The sequence below is a fragment of the Pseudomonas sp. KBN10P06128 genome (genome assembly GCF_037574945.1).
GTDB lineage: Bacteria > Pseudomonadota > Gammaproteobacteria > Pseudomonadales > Pseudomonadaceae > Pseudomonas > Pseudomonas aeruginosa.
In genome coordinates, this window is the sequence record NZ_JBBELR010000001.1 from 2534606 (window position 1) to 2551265 (window position 16660).

Genomic DNA, 16660 nt, shown 5'->3' on the forward strand with positions numbered 1-16660 from the left:
GAAAGCGGTCATTGAACGCCCACTCCACAAGCAATTGCCCCACGAATCCAGATCGCGCCTAGACCATCGCGACGCAGTTACAGCATAGGAAAACCCACACGCTCTGGGGCAATGCGACATGAGTGGCTTCCCCTCCGCCAGCGTGCTCAGGAACGACTGGCAGAGGGGTCGCCCACCCTACACCCAACGCCGGAACAACAGGCTGGCATTCACCCCGCCGAAGCCGAAGCCATTGGATAGCGCATGTTCCATCGGCCAGCGCCGGGCTTCGCTGCGAACCAGGTCGAGGCCCTCGGCGTCGGTGTCGGGCGTTTCCAGGTTGAGCGTGGCGGGGGCGAGCTGGTCGCGCAGTGCCAGGACCGTGAAGATAGCCTCGATGCCGCCGGCGGCGCCCAGGAGGTGGCCGGTGGCGGATTTGGTCGCGCTGATGGCGAGCCCGCTGCCGGTGCCGAACACGGCCTTGATGGCGGCCAGTTCGCCCTTGTCGCCTACCTGGGTGGAGGTGGCGTGGGCATTCAGGTGCTGCACCGCGGCCGCTTCTACGCCGGCCTGGCGCAGCGCCTGCTGCATGGCCCGGTGGGCGCCGCTGCCATCTTCCGGCCCGGCGGTCATGTGGTAGGCGTCGGCGCTGGTGCCGTAGCCCACCAGCTCGGCGATGGGCTTGGCGCCGCGCGCCAGGGCGTGCTCCAGTTCCTCGATGACCAGTAGGCCGGCGCCTTCGCCCATGACGAAGCCGTCGCGGGCCTGGTCGAAGGGGCGCGAGGCGCGCTCGGGGCTGTCGTTGAAATCGCTGGACAGGGCGCGCGCGGCGGCGAAGCCGGCCAGGCTCACCCGGTGGATGGTCGCTTCCGCGCCGCCGCAGAGCGCCACGTCGACCTCTCCCGCGCGGATCATCCGCGCCGCGTCGCCGATGGCCTGCACGCCCGCCGCGCAGGCGGTCACCGGGGCGCCCAGCGGTCCCTTGAAGCCATGGCGGATCGACACATGGGCGGCCGCCATGTTGCAGAGAAAGGACGGGATGGTGAAGGGCGACAGGCGTCGCGGCCCCTTGCCGTCGGTGGTCCGCACCGCTTCGGCGATGGCATGGAAGCCGCCCACCCCGGAGGCGATGACGGTCGCCGTGCGCTCCTGCGCCTCGGCGCTCTGCGGCGCCCAGCCGGCCTGCGCCAGGGCCTCTTGCGCGGCGGCCAGGGCGAAAAGGATGAAGCGGTCCATCTTGCGTTGCTCCTTGGCGGCCAGCAGCAGGTCGGGATCGAAGCCGGCCTGTGGGTCCTGGACACGGTCGGGGACCTGGCCGCCGATGCTGATGGGCAGGTCGCCGATCAGCTCCGCCGGGAGCGTGGCGATGCCCGATTGCCCGGCCAGCAGGCGTTGCCATATGGGTTCGACTCCGCAGCCCAGCGGGCTGACCGCGCCCATGCCGGTGACGACGATACGTTTGCTCATGAGGGTCCGAGTCCTTCTGTTCCGTTGGAATAGCAGTCAGTAGACGTAACTATCATCATGAAAGTAACATGCGGACCAGCACTTTGTGAGCCTCTCCAAGGAAGAACCATGCAACGCAAGACCTTCGCCGATGCCGAATGCCCCATCGCCCGCAGCCTGGAACGGGTCGGCGAATGGTGGAGCATCCTGATCATGCGCGATGCGCTACAGGGCCTGCGCCGCTTCGACGAATTTTCCCGCAGCCTGGATATCGCGCCGAACATGCTTACCCGGCGCCTGAACGCGCTGGTGGAGGCGGGCCTGCTCGAACGCCAGCCCTACAGCCAGCGTCCGCTGCGCTATCAGTACGTGCCCACGGCCAAGGGCGAGGATTTTCGCGTCGTGCTCATGGCTTTCGTCGCCTGGGGCAATCGCCATTACGCAGAGGAAGGGCAGAGCGTGCAGCTCGTCGAGCGAACAAGCGGGCGGCCGGTGCGCTCGTTCATGGCGGCTCTCGCCGATGGCCGAACGGTACCGCTGGAGCAATGCACCGTACAGGCCGGGCCTGCCGCCAGCGAGGAAATGCGCCAGCGCCTGGCGGCCATGCCGGAGCGGAGCGAGCTACCGGCTCGATGAACGGGCTCCCTGGCGTCCGCCGCCTGGTCGAGGAGACGGACGAGGCGTTCGCGGTTCTGTTCCTTGTAGCTGGCCATCGTTCGCGGTCGTGGTTGGGAAAAACGCGATCGTCGAGGCTTGCGCATGGCGCTGGCAGGTCCGCCTCGCGAGCCGTTCGGCAACACCGCGAGCCCTCGGCCTGCTAGAGTGTGCAGCCTCGTTCGCGGAGGTCTGCATGCGTATTCTCGCCGATGAAAACATTCCCGTGGTCGACGCCTTCTTCGCCGACCAGGGCTCCATTCGCCGCTTGCCCGGGCGCGCCATCGACCGCGCGGCGCTGGCCGAGGTCGACGTGCTGCTGGTGCGCTCGGTCACCGAGGTCAGCCGCGCCGCGCTGGCCGGCTCGCCGGTGCGCTTCGTCGGCACCTGCACCATCGGCACCGACCACCTCGACCTCGACTACTTCGCCGAGGCCGGCATCGCCTGGTCCAGCGCGCCCGGCTGCAACGCCCGCGGGGTGGTGGACTACGTGCTCGGCTGCCTGCTGGCGATGGCCGAGGTGCGCGGCGCCGACCTGGCCGAACGCACCTATGGGGTGGTCGGCGCTGGGCAGGTCGGTGGGCGGCTGGTGGAGGTGCTGCGCGGGCTGGGCTGGAAAGTGCTGGTCTGCGATCCGCCGCGCCAGGCACGCGAGCCGGACGGCGAATTCGTCTCGCTGGAACGGCTGCTGGCCGAGGCCGACGTGATCAGCCTGCACACTCCGCTGAACCGCGACGGCGAACACCCGACCCGCCACCTGCTGGATGAACCCCGCCTGGCCGCCCTGCGTCCCGGCACCTGGCTGGTCAACGCCAGCCGTGGCGCGGTGGTCGACAACCAGGCCCTGCGCCGCCTGCTCGAAGGCGGCGCCGACCTGGAAGTGGCGCTGGACGTCTGGGAAGGCGAACCGCAGGCCGACCCCGAGCTGGCCGCGCGCTGCCTGATCGCCACGCCGCACATCGCCGGCTACAGCCTGGAAGGCAAGCTGCGCGGCACCGCGCAGATCTACCAGGCCTACTGCGCCTGGCGCGGCATCGCCGAACGCGTGAGCCTGCAAGACGTGCTGCCGGAAACCTGGCTCGCCGGCCTGCAACTCAACCCCGGCTGCGACCCGGCCTGGGCGCTGGCCACGCTGTGCCGCGCGGTATACGACCCGCGCAGCGACGACGCCGCCTTCCGCCGCAGCCTGACCGGCGACAGCGCCAACCGCCGCGCCGCCTTCGACGCCCTGCGCAAACACTACCCGCCGCGCCGCGAGATCACCGGCCTGCGCGTCGCCACCGGTGGACAGGCGGGGTTGCAGCGGGTGGTGCGGGCGCTGGGGGCGCAGTTGGTGTAGGAACGTGCGACTGGTTCGATTCCTGTCTCCGCACCTACCCGAGCAACTGCTCAGGCGTCTCCTGCCGCCGATAGGGAAACACGTCGATCACCTTGCCCTCGCGGATCTGCTCCTGCAGGCCCTGCCAGTATTTGGCGTCGTAGAGGTTGCCGTGCAGCTTGGCGAATAGCCGGCGCTGGTTGAGGTCGACGAACAGGAAGCGCGGGAATTCTTCCGGGAACACGTCGTTGGGCCCCACCGAATACCAGGGCTCGGACGACATCTCGTCCTCGGGGAAGCGCGGCTCGGGGATGTAGCGGAAGTTCACCTCGGTGAGGTAGCAGATCTCGTCGTAGTCGTAGAACACCACCCGGCCGTGGCGGGTCACGCCGAAGTTCTTCAGCAGCATGTCGCCGGGGAAGATGTTCGCCGCCGCCAGTTGCTTGATCGCCAGCCCGTAGTCGTTCAGCGCCTCGCGGGTCTGCGCCTCGCTGGCGTTCTCCAGGTAGATGTTCAGCGGGGTCATGCGCCGCTCCGTCCAGCAGTGGCGGATCAGCACCACGTCGCCTTCCATCACCACCGTCGACGGCGCCACTTCCAGCAGTTCTGCCAGGCACTCCGGCTCGAACTTGCTCACCGGGAAGCGGAAGTCGGCGAACTGCTGGGTGTCGGCCAGGCGTCCGACCCGGTCGTGGTTCTTCACCAACTGGTACTTCTGGATCACCGTGGCGTGGTCGACGCTCTTCGACGGGTTGAAGCGGTCTTTGATGATCTTGAACACCGTGTTGAAGCCGGGCAGGGTGAACACGCTCATCACCATGCCGCGCACCCCGGGGGCCATGACGAAGCGGTCGTCGGTGGTCGCCAGGTGGTTGATCAGGGCGCGGTAGAACTCGCTCTTGCCCTGCTTGTAGAAGCCGATCGAGGTGTACAGCTCGGCCAGGTGCTTGCCCGGCAGCAGGCGCTTGAGGAAGGCCACCAGCTCGGCCGGCACCGGCACGTCGACCATGAAGTAGGAGCGGGTGAAGGAGAAGATGATCGAGACTTCCGCCTCATCGGTGATCACCGTGTCGAACTGGATGCCGTGGCCCTCGCGGTGCAGCAGCGGGAACACCAGCGGCCACTGCTCGTCCGGGGTGAACAGGCGGCCCACCAGGTAGGCGCCCTTGTTGCGATAGAACACCGAGCCGATCAGCTCGATGGCCAGGTCCGGGTCCTTGCACACCCAGTCCGGCAGGTTGCTGTGCAGCAGTGCGTCGATCCGTTCGAGGTCGCGCTCACGGTCGTCGTAGGGCACGTCGAAGCGGTAGTCGTCGAAGATCTTCTCCAGCGCCTGGCGCAGGTCGCCGCCTGGCCGGTAGGTGCGGGTGTAGGGCGCGCGGGCGTGGGCGCGCAGCGAGGGCCGGGTGGTGTGCACGAACATCGTGCCGTCGCTGATGTTGTCGTGGCTGAACAGCCCGCAGAAGATCGAGTTGAACCAGGTCTCGGCCAGCTCGTCGTCCAGCCGCAGGTCGATCTGCGCGATGTAGGCGCTCTTGATGATCGGCCAGCGCTCCACGTCCAGCAGCTCGCTGTCGGCCAGCCCCGCGCGCAGCCCGGCCACCGTCTCGGCGACCTTTTCCTCGTAGAGGTTGATCCGCTGCGCCGAGGCGCGCTGCGCTTCCTGCCACTGCGCCTGCTCGAAGCGGGCACGGGCGCCGTCGGTGATCTCGCGGAACTGCTCTCGGTAATCGTCGAAACCGCGCAGGATGAGGGCGGCGATTTCGCTGGCTGGGGCGCTCTGGACCATGCTGGCGTCCTTTCGTTGTTCGAAGGTCGAGCTTAGCCAGAGCCGCGCGGCAGGGAAAGCGCGATCTCCGACCGGCTGGTCGAGCCCGGCGCAGACGCTTATGCTGGGTGGCCAGACAGCCCAGGGATGACCGCAATGACCGCCGAATCGCCGACGATCCGCCTCGAACGCTACAGCGAACGCCACGTGGAAGGCCTCACCGCCCTGTACAACGACCCCGCCGTGGCCCGCCAGGTCCTGCAGATGCCCTACCAGTCGGTGGAGCAGCGCCGCAAGCGCCTGCACGACAGCGTGGACGACGACCGCCTGCTGATCCTCGTCGCCTTGCACCAGGGGGACGTCATCGGCAGCGCCAGCCTCGAACAGCACCCGCGCATCCGCCGCAGCCACAGCGGCAGCATCGGCCTGGGCGTCGCCGTCGCCTGGCAGGGCAAGGGCGTCGGCAGCCGCCTGCTCGGCGAACTGCTGGACATCGCCGACAACTGGATGAACCTGCGCCGCGTCGAACTCACCGTCTACACCGACAATGCCCCGGCGCTGGCGCTGTATCGCAAGTTCGGCTTCGAGACCGAAGGGGAGATGCGTGACTATGCGGTGCGGGATGGGCGCTTCGTGGACGTGTACAGCATGGCGCGCTTGAGGAGGGTCGAGGGGCGTGTGGGAGAGTGAGGGGCGGGCGCGACGAGAGGCTGCGGACCGGCGCGACCTCCTGGCTCGCCGGGCTTCCGTTCCACGACAGGTTCGTCCTGGGCTTCGGGCATACGGTGACAGTGAACAAGCAGCGCGGCTGTTATCTGGGAGGCGAGGGCGCGTGACGAAGGATCCTGCGACGGACAGCGGCCTGAACGTGCGCCTGGTCGCCGCGTTCGCCGGCTGGAAAGGCATTCCCTGGCTATGCTGGGCCCACAGCGACCTGTCCCCGCGGCTGGTCCTGCATGCGGACCGTGTCGAGTTCCGCGTCATCCGCACGCGCTCGAAGCCGTATTCCAGCATTTCCCGGGTGGACTACCGGAAATGGCACTACACCGAGAACATCGTGCTGGAGTTCACCGACTCGCTGACGACCTTCATCGGCAATACGATGAATCCCGCCACGGCACGGCAGGCGATTCGGTACTTGCAGGAAAAGGGCTGTCCGTTGTCGGAGCGGGCCAGCAACCTGGCCATGGCGTAGGGCGGATAACCGCAGTGCGGTTATCCGCCGGTTCGGCGCGGTATCGGCGGATAATGCCGTGGAATTATCCGTCTACGACTTTCCAAATCTCATCCATCCGTCGACCGCGTGACCTCTTCCCACGCCGCGATTTCCTCCTCCAGCGCCTTCAGCTTCTGCCGCACCAGCCCCAGTGCATCGCTGCCCAGCAGCAGGTGCGCCGGCGGGTTTTCCGCGTCGATGGCCTGGAGCATGGCGCGCGCGGCCTTGCGCGGGTCGCCCGGTTGCTTGCCGCTCTTTTCCTGGCGCGCCTGGCGGACCGGGTCGAAGAGCGCGTCGTAGTCGGCGATGGTGCGGGGGCTGCGGACCATCGAGCGGCCCGCCCAGTCGGTGCGGAAGGAGCCGGGGGCCACGGCGGTGACGGCGATGCCGAGGCCGGCCACCTCCTTGCCCAAGGCTTCGGAAACCCCTTCCAGGGCGAACTTGCTGCCGCAGTAGTAGGCGATGCCGGGCATGGTGATGTAGCCGCCCATGGAAGTGATGTTGAGGATATGACCGCGGCGGCGCCGACGCATGTAGGGCAGCACGGCCTGGATCATCGCGACCGCGCCGAACAGGTTGACCTCGAACTGCCGGCGCATCTCGGCCAGCGGCGACTCCTCGAGGATGCCTTCATGACCATAGCCGGCACTGTTCACCAGCACGTCCAGCGGACCGATGTCGCGCTCGATGGCTGCGACCGTCGGCTCGATGGCGGCAAGGTCGGTGACGTCCAGCAGCCGGCCGAAGGCCTGGCCCGGCGCCACGGCTTCCAATGCGCTCCTGGCCTCCTCGCTGCGCACCGTGCCCACCACGCGGTGACCGGCATTCAGGGCCTCGCGGGCCAGGGCCTGGCCGAAGCCGCTGCTGGCGCCGGTGATCAACAGGGTCTTGCGAAACGACATGGTGTGACTCCGTTACGGGGGAATGAGTGCACAATACGCAGAAATTTCCCTATCTCAGAGACCGGAATTTCTCGTTTTATTGCCTGATTCTATGAGCGCATCACTGCCTGATTCAGAAGCCATCCGCTCCGCCGACCGACAGCGCATGGTCGCGTTGCTCGAAAACCTGGCGCCCCAGGAGGGCTACAACCTCACCGGGCTCGACAGCGTCCGCCTGCTGCGTTCGGATCGTCCGCTGGCGCGGACGCCGGTGCTCTACGATCCGGGGATCGTCATCGTTTGCCAGGGGCGAAAGCGCGGCTATTTCGGCGAGCAGATCTACCTGTACGACGAGCAGCACTACCTGGCCGTGGCGGTGCCGGTGCCGTTCACCATGGAGACCGATGCCACGCCAGAGCGACCGCTGCTGGCGATCTACCTGCACCTGGATTTCCCGCTGGCGGCCGGGCTGGCGGTGGAGATCGACCGTCAGCGCGCGCTTGCGCAGGTCGAAGCGCCGCGCAGTCTGCTGTCCAGCCCTATGGACGCGCCGCTGCGGGCATCGGTGTTGCGCTTCCTGGAGGCGCTGGGCGATCCGCTGGAGACAGCGATCCTCGCGCCTGCGCTACTGCGCGAGCTGTACTTCCGCGTGCTCACCGGCCCCCAGGGCGGCGCCATGCGCGCGGCACTGGCCATGCGCGGGCGCTTCGGCAACATTGCCCGTGCGCTGCGTCGCATCCACGCGCAATACGCCGAGCCGCTCGAGCTGGCGCAACTGGCGGGCGAGGCGGGGATGAGCGTGCCGTCGTTCCACAGCCACTTCAAGGCGATCACCCAGACCTCGCCGATGCAGTACCTGAAGTGCACACGCCTGCACCAAGCGCGTCTGCTGATGGTGCGCCAGGGCATGAGCGCCCAGGCCGCCTGCCATGCGGTCGGCTACGCCAGCGCTTCGCAGTTCAACCGCGAGTTCAAGCGTCTGTTCGGCCGCTCGCCGCTGGCCGAGGCTCGGCGCCTGCGCGCGGGGTTCTCGCTGCCGCCGGCGCAGGGGGGAGAGGAGTACGTGTCGTCGCATTAGTGGGGAGCGGACGCTGAGGTGGGCCCTTGCCATAGAAAATCGGCCTAGTGGCGCCCGGATGGGTTCGGACGAGGAAAAAGGAACGGATCCAACCGGTCATGCAACACTTTTCAGTTCCACTACAGGCAGATTGAGCTCGGACGACACGACCCCGTCGCGTTGCAAGGCCCGCCACAAGCTTCAACAGGGGCTGCTTTGAAGTGGCTGCGTGGTCAAGGGCCCGAACCGAAAATAGTACCTCTGTGCTATTCGAGCTTCTTCGCCGCGACGCTATAGTCCCGCCCTTGATCCCCGCGTTTCGCGGAAACCGGTTGTGCAGGACGCACGCGACTTGGAAGGAACCATGACTCGGCAATCCGTACTCGCCACCGGCCCGGAGGCCAGCGATTGGTGGTGCTTCGGCAGCGGCGACGAGCCGGCGCGCGAGTCGTTCTCTGCCGGTGGGCGTTCGCTTGCGGCGTCGAGGAAACCCGTCGGCGCACAGAGCGGAATGGCCGTGGCCGAGCAGGCGAACCGCGCGCAAGCGTCCGGGCAGGACGCCGTGCCGGGCCTGCGAACCTTCGACCTGCTGCCTGGCAACCCGCCGAAGAACCCCTAGACACGGAGTCAACCCATGCGCCGGATATTCATCGCGCCGTTACTGGCGTCGCTTTCCCTGGGCGGCTGCATCCAGATGGACACGCTGCCCGAGGTCTACGCCCGCAGCCAGTGGAAGGGCCGTTCCGCCGAGGAAGCGATAGCCTTCTTCGGTACGCCGCAGAACATGGAGCGCACCGCCGACGGCTCGCAGGTGGTGATGCAGTGGTACACCGACACCAGCTATTCCCGCTATGAAGTGGTGGGCTCCAGCTCGGAGATGCAGGGCAACGTGATGGTGAACACCAACTACTGGGATACCGTCAACCACCCCAATCGCTGCATCATTTCCGTCACCGTCGACAAGAGCAAGCGGATCACCCAGTTCGAGGCCGACGACGGCGAGTTGCTGCTGTCCCACGGCTGCGCCGGCATGAAGTACGGCCCGCCGTAGGCCTGCGCTCCTCGACCTGCCTTGCCTCAGGAAGCGTGGCTGGCGGCCTCCGGGCGCTCGCGCAGGGCGCGCAGGGTGGCGCGCAATTCCGTGGGGCGCACGGGCTTGGAGAGCAGGGCGATGTCGGTGTCTTCGACGCTGGCCTGGATACGCTCGATGTCGTGGCCGCTGATCACCAGCGCCGGTATCGCCTCTCCGCGTTGCCGCCGTACCCGCTCGATGCACTCGACGCCGGAGGCGTGGGGGCCGAGGTCGTAGTCGACGACCAGGATGTCGCAATCGGTTCGCCAGCCGTCCGCCTCGGTTTCCGCCTGGACCGTGCAGCCCCAGCGTTCGAGCAACGCCGAGGTGGCGCGCAGGACGTTGCGATCATCTTCCACCAGGCACACCCGCAAACCGGTGAGCAGGCCGGCCTGCTGGGGATCGTCGCGGCGGGGCAGGGCTTGCGCGGCGACCGCCGGCAGGCCGTGCAGGGTCACCGCGGTGCCGCGTCCGACCCGCGAGCGCAGCGTCACCTTGATCCCGGTCAACTGCCCCAGGCGACGGACGATGGACAGCCCCAGGCCGATTCCCTCGACGTCGCGGTCGCGGGTCTCGCGTACCCGGTAGAACTCCTCGAACACCCGCGGCAGGTGTTCCTCCGCGATCCCCCGGCCCTGGTCGTAGATGGCTACGGCCAGGCCATCGCCTCGCCGCCGCACGCCGATCAGCAGCGGGCGCTCGGCGGCGTACTTGAGGCTGTTGGAGAGCAGGTTCTGCAGCATGGTCGACAGCAGCCCCGGATCGGTTCGCGTCCACAGGCGGCAAGGGCGCAGGCGCAGTTCCACCCCGGCCCAGCGCGCCGCCTCGGCGTTGCGCCGGACCAGGTCGCGCAGCAACTCGCCCAGGTGGACGTTCTCCTGCTTGGGTTGGAGCCGGCCGTTGTCGAGGGTGTAGAGATCGAGGATGGAGCGGAACAGTTGCGAGACGTTGAGCAGCGAGCGGTCGATGTTGTCCACCAGGCGCCGTTCCTCGTCGCCCAGGCGGGCGTCGCGCAGGCAGGCGGTGAACAGGCCGATGGAGTGGATCGGCTGGCGCAGGTCGTGGCTGGCCTGGGCCAGCAGGCGCGATTTCTCCTGGTTCGCCTGCAACGCTTCCTCGGTGGCCTTGCGCGTGCGCTCCAGCAGGAGGTGCGCGTAGAAGGGAATGACGGTGCTGGTGGTCATCAGCATCAGCACCATGAACGGCTGAGCCTGCCAGGCCGGGGTCAGGCGATAGATGACCAGTAGCGCGAGCAGCGCCAGGGCGGTGGCGATGGCCAGGTAGCGCGAGCCGTAGCGCATGCCGTTGCCCAGATTGATCCAGACCATCACCGCGTACAGCGGCAGCGCCGCCTCGCCGCCCACGATCAGGCCGAACGAGGTGCCGGCGTAGTCGTGCAGCATGCAGAAGATCCGCCGCGCCGGGTAGTGCCCCGGCCAGCGCACGATGGCCTGGCGCAGCAGTATGGAGGCGATCAGGAACAGGCCGTAGTAGGCAACGATCGGCAGGTAGGTCTCGACCTTCAGGCCGGGCAGCAGGCCGATCAGCACCACGTAGAGGATCGCGCAGGTGGCCACGATCAGTCGCAGGTTGGCCTGGTCCAGCTCGGTATTCTTCTCGAACTTCATGTGCACCTCCGTGTGCATGGGAGCGCCGCGCGCCTTTTCCTCTGTTTCGCCCCCTTCGTCACGAAGACGGACGAAGGGTGGGCGCGGCGGTAGCGGGCTAAGGTAGCATGCGCGGCGGAAACTGCGACTCCTGGAGACTACAAGAATGACTGGCCGCATCATCGTCGCCGATGATCATCCGCTGTTTCGCGAGGGCATGCTGAGTATCCTCCAGCGCCTGCTGCCCGAGGCCAGGATCGAGGAGGCCGGCGATCTCGCCGGGGTCCTGCGCCTGGCTGGTGAAGGCGAGCAGCCCGATTCGCTGATCCTCGACCTGCGTTTCCCCGGCCTGACCCGCATCGAGATGCTCGCCGACTTGCGCCGCCGGTTCCCGCGCACCACCCTGATCGTCGTCTCGATGGTCGACGACCCGCAGCTCATCGGCGAAGTGATGAATGCAGGGGCCGACGGCTTCCTCGGCAAGAGCATCGCGCCCGAGGAACTCGGCCAGGCGATTCTGGCCATCCGCGCCGGGGAAGTGCTGGTGCGCTACGAACCCTCCGGCCTCCTGCCGCTGCAGCCCAGCCCGCGCCTGGAGGGGCTCACCGAGCGCCAACTGGATGTCCTGCGCCTGCTGGCCCAAGGCAAGAGCAACAAGGAGATCGGCCGCGCCCTGGACATCTCCCACTACACGGTGCGCATCCATGTGTCGTCGCTGCTGCGGGCGCTGGACGTGCCGTCGCGGACCGCGGCGGCGGTGAAGTATCGGGCGCTGCTGGGGCAGGGGGATGCGGAGTAGCACCATGGGCACGCCGCGGATGCGCCGAGGCGCCGGGGCTGTTTTAATGGCGCTCTCTCCATGGCCAAGGAAACGGACACATGCGTAGCCCGCTTGCCACGATCGCCTGCGCCTGCCTGCTGCTCGGCGGCTGCTCCAAGTCCGCCGAGGACAGCGCCAACCCGTTGCTGGGCAAGGATGCCGAGTGCCTCGAACTGTTCGCCCGCAGCAATGCGCTGTACTGCGACATCCGCGAGGACGAACGCGAATCCCAGGCGAAGGGTACGCCGCGCCGGCACACCGACTACGAGGTAGCCGATGCCGCCTACCTGCTCAAGGCCACCGGGGAGCGCTGCGCGATCGATACGACCTATGTCACGGAGTGTTCGGCGAAGGCCGGGCAGTGGCTGCAGAAGGCCCGCGCCAAGGCGGCGAAGCCCTAGTCGCAGCGCCCGCGCTCAGCGCAGGCGCGTCGCCAACTCCGCCAGTTCGCCGCGCAGCCAGAGGCTGCCGGCTTCGTCGTCGGCCTGGCGCGACCAGTAGAGATTCAGAGTCACCGCTGGCAGGGCCAGCGGCATCGGCAGCAGGCGGTTGCCCAGGCCGCGGTTGATCAGTTCGGCGTAGCCTCGGGTCAGGGTCAGCAGGTAGCCGCCCTGGGCCACCAGCAACGCCGCCGACAGGTAGTGCTGGCAGCGCTGGCGCACCTGGCGGGTCAGGCCGAGGTGGCCGAGGGCCAGGTCTTCGATGCAGATGCCGCGTCGCCGCGAGGTCACCGCGACATGGTCTGCCGCCAGGTACTCCTCCGCACTCAGTTCGCCGGCGAAGCCCGGCCCGGCCATCACGCACAGGCTGTCGTCGAGCAGGTGCTGGCGGCGCAGGGCGGCGTCGGTGGGCCGGGCGATCTCGATGGCGAGGTCGATGCGTCCGGCGCCCAGTTCCGCCTTCAGGTCCGCCCAGTGCAGGCTGTTGCAGCGTATCTCGATGTGCGGCGCGGCCTGGCGCAGGTGGTCGAGGATCGCCGGGAGCACCAGCGGCTCCAGTTGCTCCGGCATGTTCAGTTGGAAGGTCCGCGCGTCGCGCCGAGGGTCGAATGTCTGGCAGCGATTCATGCTGCGGTGCAGGCCGGCGAGGGCGTCATGGATGCCCGGCGCCAGTCGCTCGGCCAGCGGCGTCGGCGCAACCCCGCGCCCCTGGCGGACGAACAGCGGGTCGCCGAGCTGGTCGCGCAGGCGCGCCAGGGCGTGGCTGACGGCCGACTGGCTGAGATGCAGGAGGCCCGCCGCGCGGGTCAGGTTGCGTTCTCGATAGACCACTTCGAAGACCCGGAACAGGTTCAGATCGAAACGGCTGAGGGGCGACCATTCATGTGGCTGATTCATGTTTGTGCGCGCCTGTCTGGGGAAGGCGCCAGCCTAGCAGGCATGCTCGCCGATAGAACCATGCATAGGCTTCATGGATGTCGATGAATAAGCCTCAGTTCTGCCGCTTCCTTCGGCTGCCTAAGATGCCTGCGACGATGACCAACGCGCCGCCGGGCCAGCTCCTTTCGCCGGCCGCCTGACCCGCTCCCCGGAGAACCTGCCGTGACCGCTCCCTTCAACGCCTTGCTGATCGCCAACCGCGGCGAGATCGCCATTCGCATCGCTCGCGCCTGCGCCGACCTGGGTATCCGCTCGGTGGCGGTGTTCGCCGAGGACGATGCCGCTTCCCTGCACGTGCGCAAGGCCGATGTCGCGCTGCCGCTGGCCGGCCGTGGCGTGGCGGCCTATCTCGACATGGATCGGCTGGTCGCGCTGGCCCTGGAGCAGGGCTGCGAGGCGATCCATCCGGGCTACGGTTTCCTCGCCGAGAACGGCGAATTCGCCCGGCGCTGCCAGCGCGCGGGCATCCACTTCGTCGGGCCGCAAGCGGAAGTGCTCGACCTGTTCGGCGACAAGGCTGCCGCGCGTGCCCTGGCCGAGCGCCTGGAGGTGCCGCTGGTGGCCGGGATCAACCGTGCGGTCAGCGTCGAAGAGGCCGAGGCGTTCCTGGAAGGGCTGGGCGATGGCGCCGCGGTGATGCTCAAGGCCCTTGCCGGCGGCGGCGGACGTGGCATGCGTGCAGTGGAGGAGGTCGCGCAACTGGCCGATGCCTACCGCCGCTGCCGTGCCGAGGCGCAGGCGGCGTTCGGCCGGGACGAGTTATACGTCGAGCAACGGGTAGCGCGGGCGCGGCACATCGAGGTGCAGGTGCTCGGCGACGGCAGCGGTGCGGTCAGCCACCTCTGGGAGCGCGATTGCAGCCTGCAACGGCGCCAGCAGAAGCTACTGGAGATCGCGCCCAGCCCGGACCTGCCGGAGGCCACTCGCGAGGCGCTGATCGATTGCGCCCTGCGCATGGCCGGCGCGGTGCGCTATCGGGGGATCGGTACCTTCGAGTTCCTGGTCGACGAGGAGCGCCCCGGGCGCTTCTATTTCATGGAAGCCAATCCGCGCATCCAGGTGGAGCACACCGTCACCGAGGAAGTCACCGGGGTCGACCTGCTGCACGCCCAGTTGCGTCTCGCCGCCGGCATGGAGCTTGCCGCCCTCGGCCTGGAGCGACCGCCGGCGATCGGCGGCTGCGCGGTGCAACTGCGGATCAACCTGGAGACCCTGGCGGCCGACGGCAGCGCCCGTCCGGCGGTGGGCACTATCGGCGCCTACGAACCGCCCAGCGGTCCCGGCCTGCGGGTGGACGGCTACGGCTATGCCGGCTATCGGGTCAGCCCCAGCTACGATTCGCTGCTGGCCAAGCTGGTCGTGCGCGGCGCGGATTATCCCGCCGCGTTGCGCCGGGCCTACCGGGCGCTCTGCGAATTCCGCCTGGAGGGCGTGGCGAGCAACCTGGACCTGCTGCGCAACCTTCTGCTGCATCCGGCGGTACAGGCCAACCGGGTCGACACCCGCTTCGTCGAAAGCCACCTGGAGACACTGCTGGCGCCTATCCCGGCGAGCCATCCGCGGCTCCGCGCCGAGTGCCCGCTCGCCGAGGACGCCGCGCCTGCGCGGGTCGAGGCGCCACTCGGCAGCCTGCCGCTGTCGGCGCCGAGCAGCGGGGTGCTGGTGGCCCTGGAAGTGGCCGAGGGCGAACGGGTGCGTGCCGGCCAGCGGGTCGCGATCCTGGAAGCGATGAAGATGGAGTTCGAGGTCAAGGCACCCGGCGGGGGGATCGTCCGGCGGCTCGCGGCGAGCCTCGGGGAGCCTCTGGACGAGGGCGCGACGCTGCTGTTCCTTGAACCGACGGAGGATGACGACGAGCAGGCACCGACCGAACAGGCGCTGGACCTGGCGCATATCCGCGCCGATCTCGCCGAGGTACTCGAGCGCCAGGCAGCGCTGGGCGACGAGCGTCGTCCGCAGGCGCTGGCCAGGCGGCGCAAGACCGGACAGCGTACCGCGCGGGAGAACGTGCTCGACCTGCTGGACGAGGGCAGCTTCAGCGAATATGGCGGTTTCGCCCTGGCCGCCCAGCGTCGCCGGCGCTCCGCCGAGGAGTTGCTGGAGCTGAGCCCCGCCGATGGCCTGGTTGCCGGCACCGGTACGGTGGGGGCCGCCAGCTTCGGCGTGCAGGCCGCGCGTTGCCTGGTACTGGCCTACGACTACACGGTGTTCGCCGGCACCCAGGGGGTGATGAACCACAAGAAGACCGACCGCCTGCTCGGCCTGGCCGAACAGTGGCGCTTGCCGCTGGTGCTGTTCGCCGAGGGCGGCGGCGGGCGCCCGGGCGATACCGATTTCGTCGGCGTCGCCGGCCTCGATTGCCATACCTTCGTCGGCATGGCCCGGCTCTCTGGGCTGGTGCCGCTGGTGGGAGTGGTCTCCGGTCGCTGCTTCGCCGGCAATGCCGCGTTGCTGGGCTGCTGCGATGTGATCATCGCCACCCGCGACGCCACCATCGGCATGGCCGGCCCGGCGATGATCGAGGGCGGCGGCCTGGGCCGTTTCGCCGCCGAGGAGGTCGGTCCGACGGGCGTGCAGGGGCCTAACGGAGTGATCGACGTACTGGTGGCGGACGAGGCCGAAGCAGTTGCGGTGGCCAGGCGCTACCTCGGCTATTTCCAGGGCCCGCTGGCCGACTGGAGTTGCGCCGACCAGCGCGAGTTGCGCCACCTGGTGCCGGAGAACCGCCTGCGTGCCTACGACATCCGCCAGGCGATCGAGGTCCTGGCCGACCGGGGCAGCGTGCTGGAACTGCGGCGCCAGTTCGCTCCCGGCCTGGTCACCGCGCTGCTGCGCATCGAGGGCCGGGCGTTCGGCCTGATCGCCAACAACCCTGGCCATCTCGGCGGCGCCATCGATGCCGCGGCCGGCGACAAGGCCGCGCGCTTCATGCAGTTGTGCGACGCCTTCGACATCCCGATCGTCTCGCTCTGCGACACCCCTGGCTTCATGGTTGGCCCGGAGGCGGAAAAACAGGCCACGGTGCGCCACGTCTCGCGGATGTTCGTCAGCGCCGCCAGCCTGACGGTGCCGTTCTTCACCGTGGTCCTGCGCAAGGGCTACGGACTGGGTGCCCAGGCCATGGCGGCGGGCAGCTTCCATTCGCCGCTGTTCACCGTCGCCTGGCCCAGCGGCGAGTTCGGCGCCATGGGCCTGGAAGGCGCGGTGCGGCTGGGCTTCGCCAAGGAGCTGGCGGCCGAGGAAGACCCCCAGCGGCGCGAGGCGCTGTTCCGCGGCATGGTCGACAAGGCCTACCGCAACGGCAAGGCGCTGAACATGGCCAGCTACCTGGAGATCGACGCGGTGATCGACCCGGCGGAGACCCGCGCCTGGCTCCTGCGCGGCCTGGCCGTCGCCGGAGAACCGGCGCCGAGGGCGGGGCGCAAGCGGCCGTTCGTGGATACCTGGTAGATGGTCGGCCCGC

The 16660-nt window shown here is 68.5% G+C and carries 15 protein-coding genes; 10 read left to right on the plus strand and 5 right to left on the minus strand.

Annotated features, from left to right (window positions below; genetic code table 11):
- Window positions 1-177 precede the first annotated feature (177 nt).
- Window positions 178-1446: a beta-ketoacyl-ACP synthase II gene (gene fabF / locus VQ065_RS12095; protein ID WP_014603690.1), complete on the minus strand. Its 1269-nt coding sequence runs from the start codon at window positions 1444-1446 to the stop codon at window positions 178-180.
- 108 nt (window positions 1447-1554) lie between these two features.
- Here fabF and VQ065_RS12100 point away from each other — a divergent pair, with 108 nt between their 5' ends.
- On the plus strand, window positions 1555-2061 hold the full coding sequence (locus VQ065_RS12100; RefSeq protein ID WP_003086962.1) for a winged helix-turn-helix transcriptional regulator: 507 nt from the start codon (window positions 1555-1557) through the stop codon (window positions 2059-2061).
- A gap of 214 nt (window positions 2062-2275) precedes the next feature.
- The gene (pdxB, locus tag VQ065_RS12105) at window positions 2276-3418 is read left to right on the plus strand and encodes a 4-phosphoerythronate dehydrogenase PdxB (protein ID WP_003086963.1); all 1143 of its coding nucleotides are present in this window, start codon (window positions 2276-2278) and stop codon (window positions 3416-3418) included.
- 34 nt (window positions 3419-3452) lie between these two features.
- Here pdxB and aceK read toward each other — a convergent pair whose 3' ends face one another.
- Window positions 3453-5186, minus strand: coding sequence for a bifunctional isocitrate dehydrogenase kinase/phosphatase (gene aceK, locus VQ065_RS12110; RefSeq protein ID WP_003082886.1), 1734 nt, complete (start codon window positions 5184-5186; stop codon window positions 3453-3455).
- 135 nt (window positions 5187-5321) lie between these two features.
- On the opposite strand from aceK, the gene VQ065_RS12115 reads away from it, so the two are divergent.
- Complete coding sequence (locus VQ065_RS12115) at window positions 5322-5855, plus strand: GNAT family N-acetyltransferase (protein WP_003086964.1); 534 nt, start codon at window positions 5322-5324, stop codon at window positions 5853-5855.
- A gap of 142 nt (window positions 5856-5997) precedes the next feature.
- Entirely contained in the window at window positions 5998-6360 is a 363-nt protein-coding gene (locus tag VQ065_RS12120; RefSeq protein ID WP_003082890.1) for a hypothetical protein, read from the plus strand.
- 89 nt (window positions 6361-6449) lie between these two features.
- Here VQ065_RS12120 and VQ065_RS12125 read toward each other — a convergent pair whose 3' ends face one another.
- Window positions 6450-7283 (minus strand): oxidoreductase, encoded by an 834-nt coding sequence (locus VQ065_RS12125; RefSeq protein WP_003086966.1) that lies wholly within the window; start codon window positions 7281-7283, stop codon window positions 6450-6452.
- Window positions 7284-7374: 91 nt separating this feature from the next.
- Here VQ065_RS12125 and VQ065_RS12130 point away from each other — a divergent pair, with 91 nt between their 5' ends.
- The 3 genes from VQ065_RS12130 to VQ065_RS12140 all read left to right on the plus strand — a co-directional run bounded on the left by VQ065_RS12130 (window position 7375) and on the right by VQ065_RS12140 (window position 9370).
- Window positions 7375-8340 carry an AraC family transcriptional regulator gene (locus VQ065_RS12130; RefSeq protein WP_003086967.1) on the plus strand — a complete coding sequence of 322 codons (966 nt, stop codon included), beginning with the start codon at window positions 7375-7377 and terminating at the stop codon, window positions 8338-8340.
- Between the two features lie 343 nt (window positions 8341-8683).
- Window positions 8684-8938, plus strand: a complete 255-nt coding sequence (locus tag VQ065_RS12135) for a hypothetical protein (protein ID WP_014603691.1) — start codon at window positions 8684-8686, stop codon at window positions 8936-8938.
- Window positions 8939-8953: 15 nt separating this feature from the next.
- A complete protein-coding gene (locus tag VQ065_RS12140) occupies window positions 8954-9370 on the plus strand; it encodes a hypothetical protein (protein ID WP_003086969.1) in 417 nt (138 codons plus the stop codon).
- 26 nt (window positions 9371-9396) lie between these two features.
- Here VQ065_RS12140 and VQ065_RS12145 read toward each other — a convergent pair whose 3' ends face one another.
- Entirely contained in the window at window positions 9397-11019 is a 1623-nt protein-coding gene (locus tag VQ065_RS12145; protein WP_003086976.1) for a two-component system sensor histidine kinase, read from the minus strand.
- 145 nt (window positions 11020-11164) lie between these two features.
- Between VQ065_RS12145 and VQ065_RS12150 the strand changes: the two genes are divergently transcribed.
- Together VQ065_RS12150 and VQ065_RS12155 are read left to right on the plus strand one after the other, a co-directional pair.
- A complete protein-coding gene (locus tag VQ065_RS12150) occupies window positions 11165-11797 on the plus strand; it encodes a response regulator (RefSeq protein WP_003086978.1) in 633 nt (210 codons plus the stop codon).
- A gap of 80 nt (window positions 11798-11877) precedes the next feature.
- Window positions 11878-12219: a hypothetical protein gene (locus VQ065_RS12155; RefSeq protein ID WP_003086981.1), complete on the plus strand. Its 342-nt coding sequence runs from the start codon at window positions 11878-11880 to the stop codon at window positions 12217-12219.
- Between the two features lie 15 nt (window positions 12220-12234).
- Here the strand turns inward: VQ065_RS12155 and VQ065_RS12160 are convergent, their stop codons facing one another.
- Entirely contained in the window at window positions 12235-13155 is a 921-nt protein-coding gene (locus VQ065_RS12160; RefSeq protein ID WP_003086983.1) for a LysR family transcriptional regulator, read from the minus strand.
- 204 nt (window positions 13156-13359) lie between these two features.
- Between VQ065_RS12160 and VQ065_RS12165 the strand changes: the two genes are divergently transcribed.
- Window positions 13360-16647: an acetyl-CoA carboxylase family protein gene (locus tag VQ065_RS12165; RefSeq protein ID WP_023095887.1), complete on the plus strand. Its 3288-nt coding sequence runs from the start codon at window positions 13360-13362 to the stop codon at window positions 16645-16647.
- Window positions 16648-16660 lie beyond the last annotated feature (13 nt).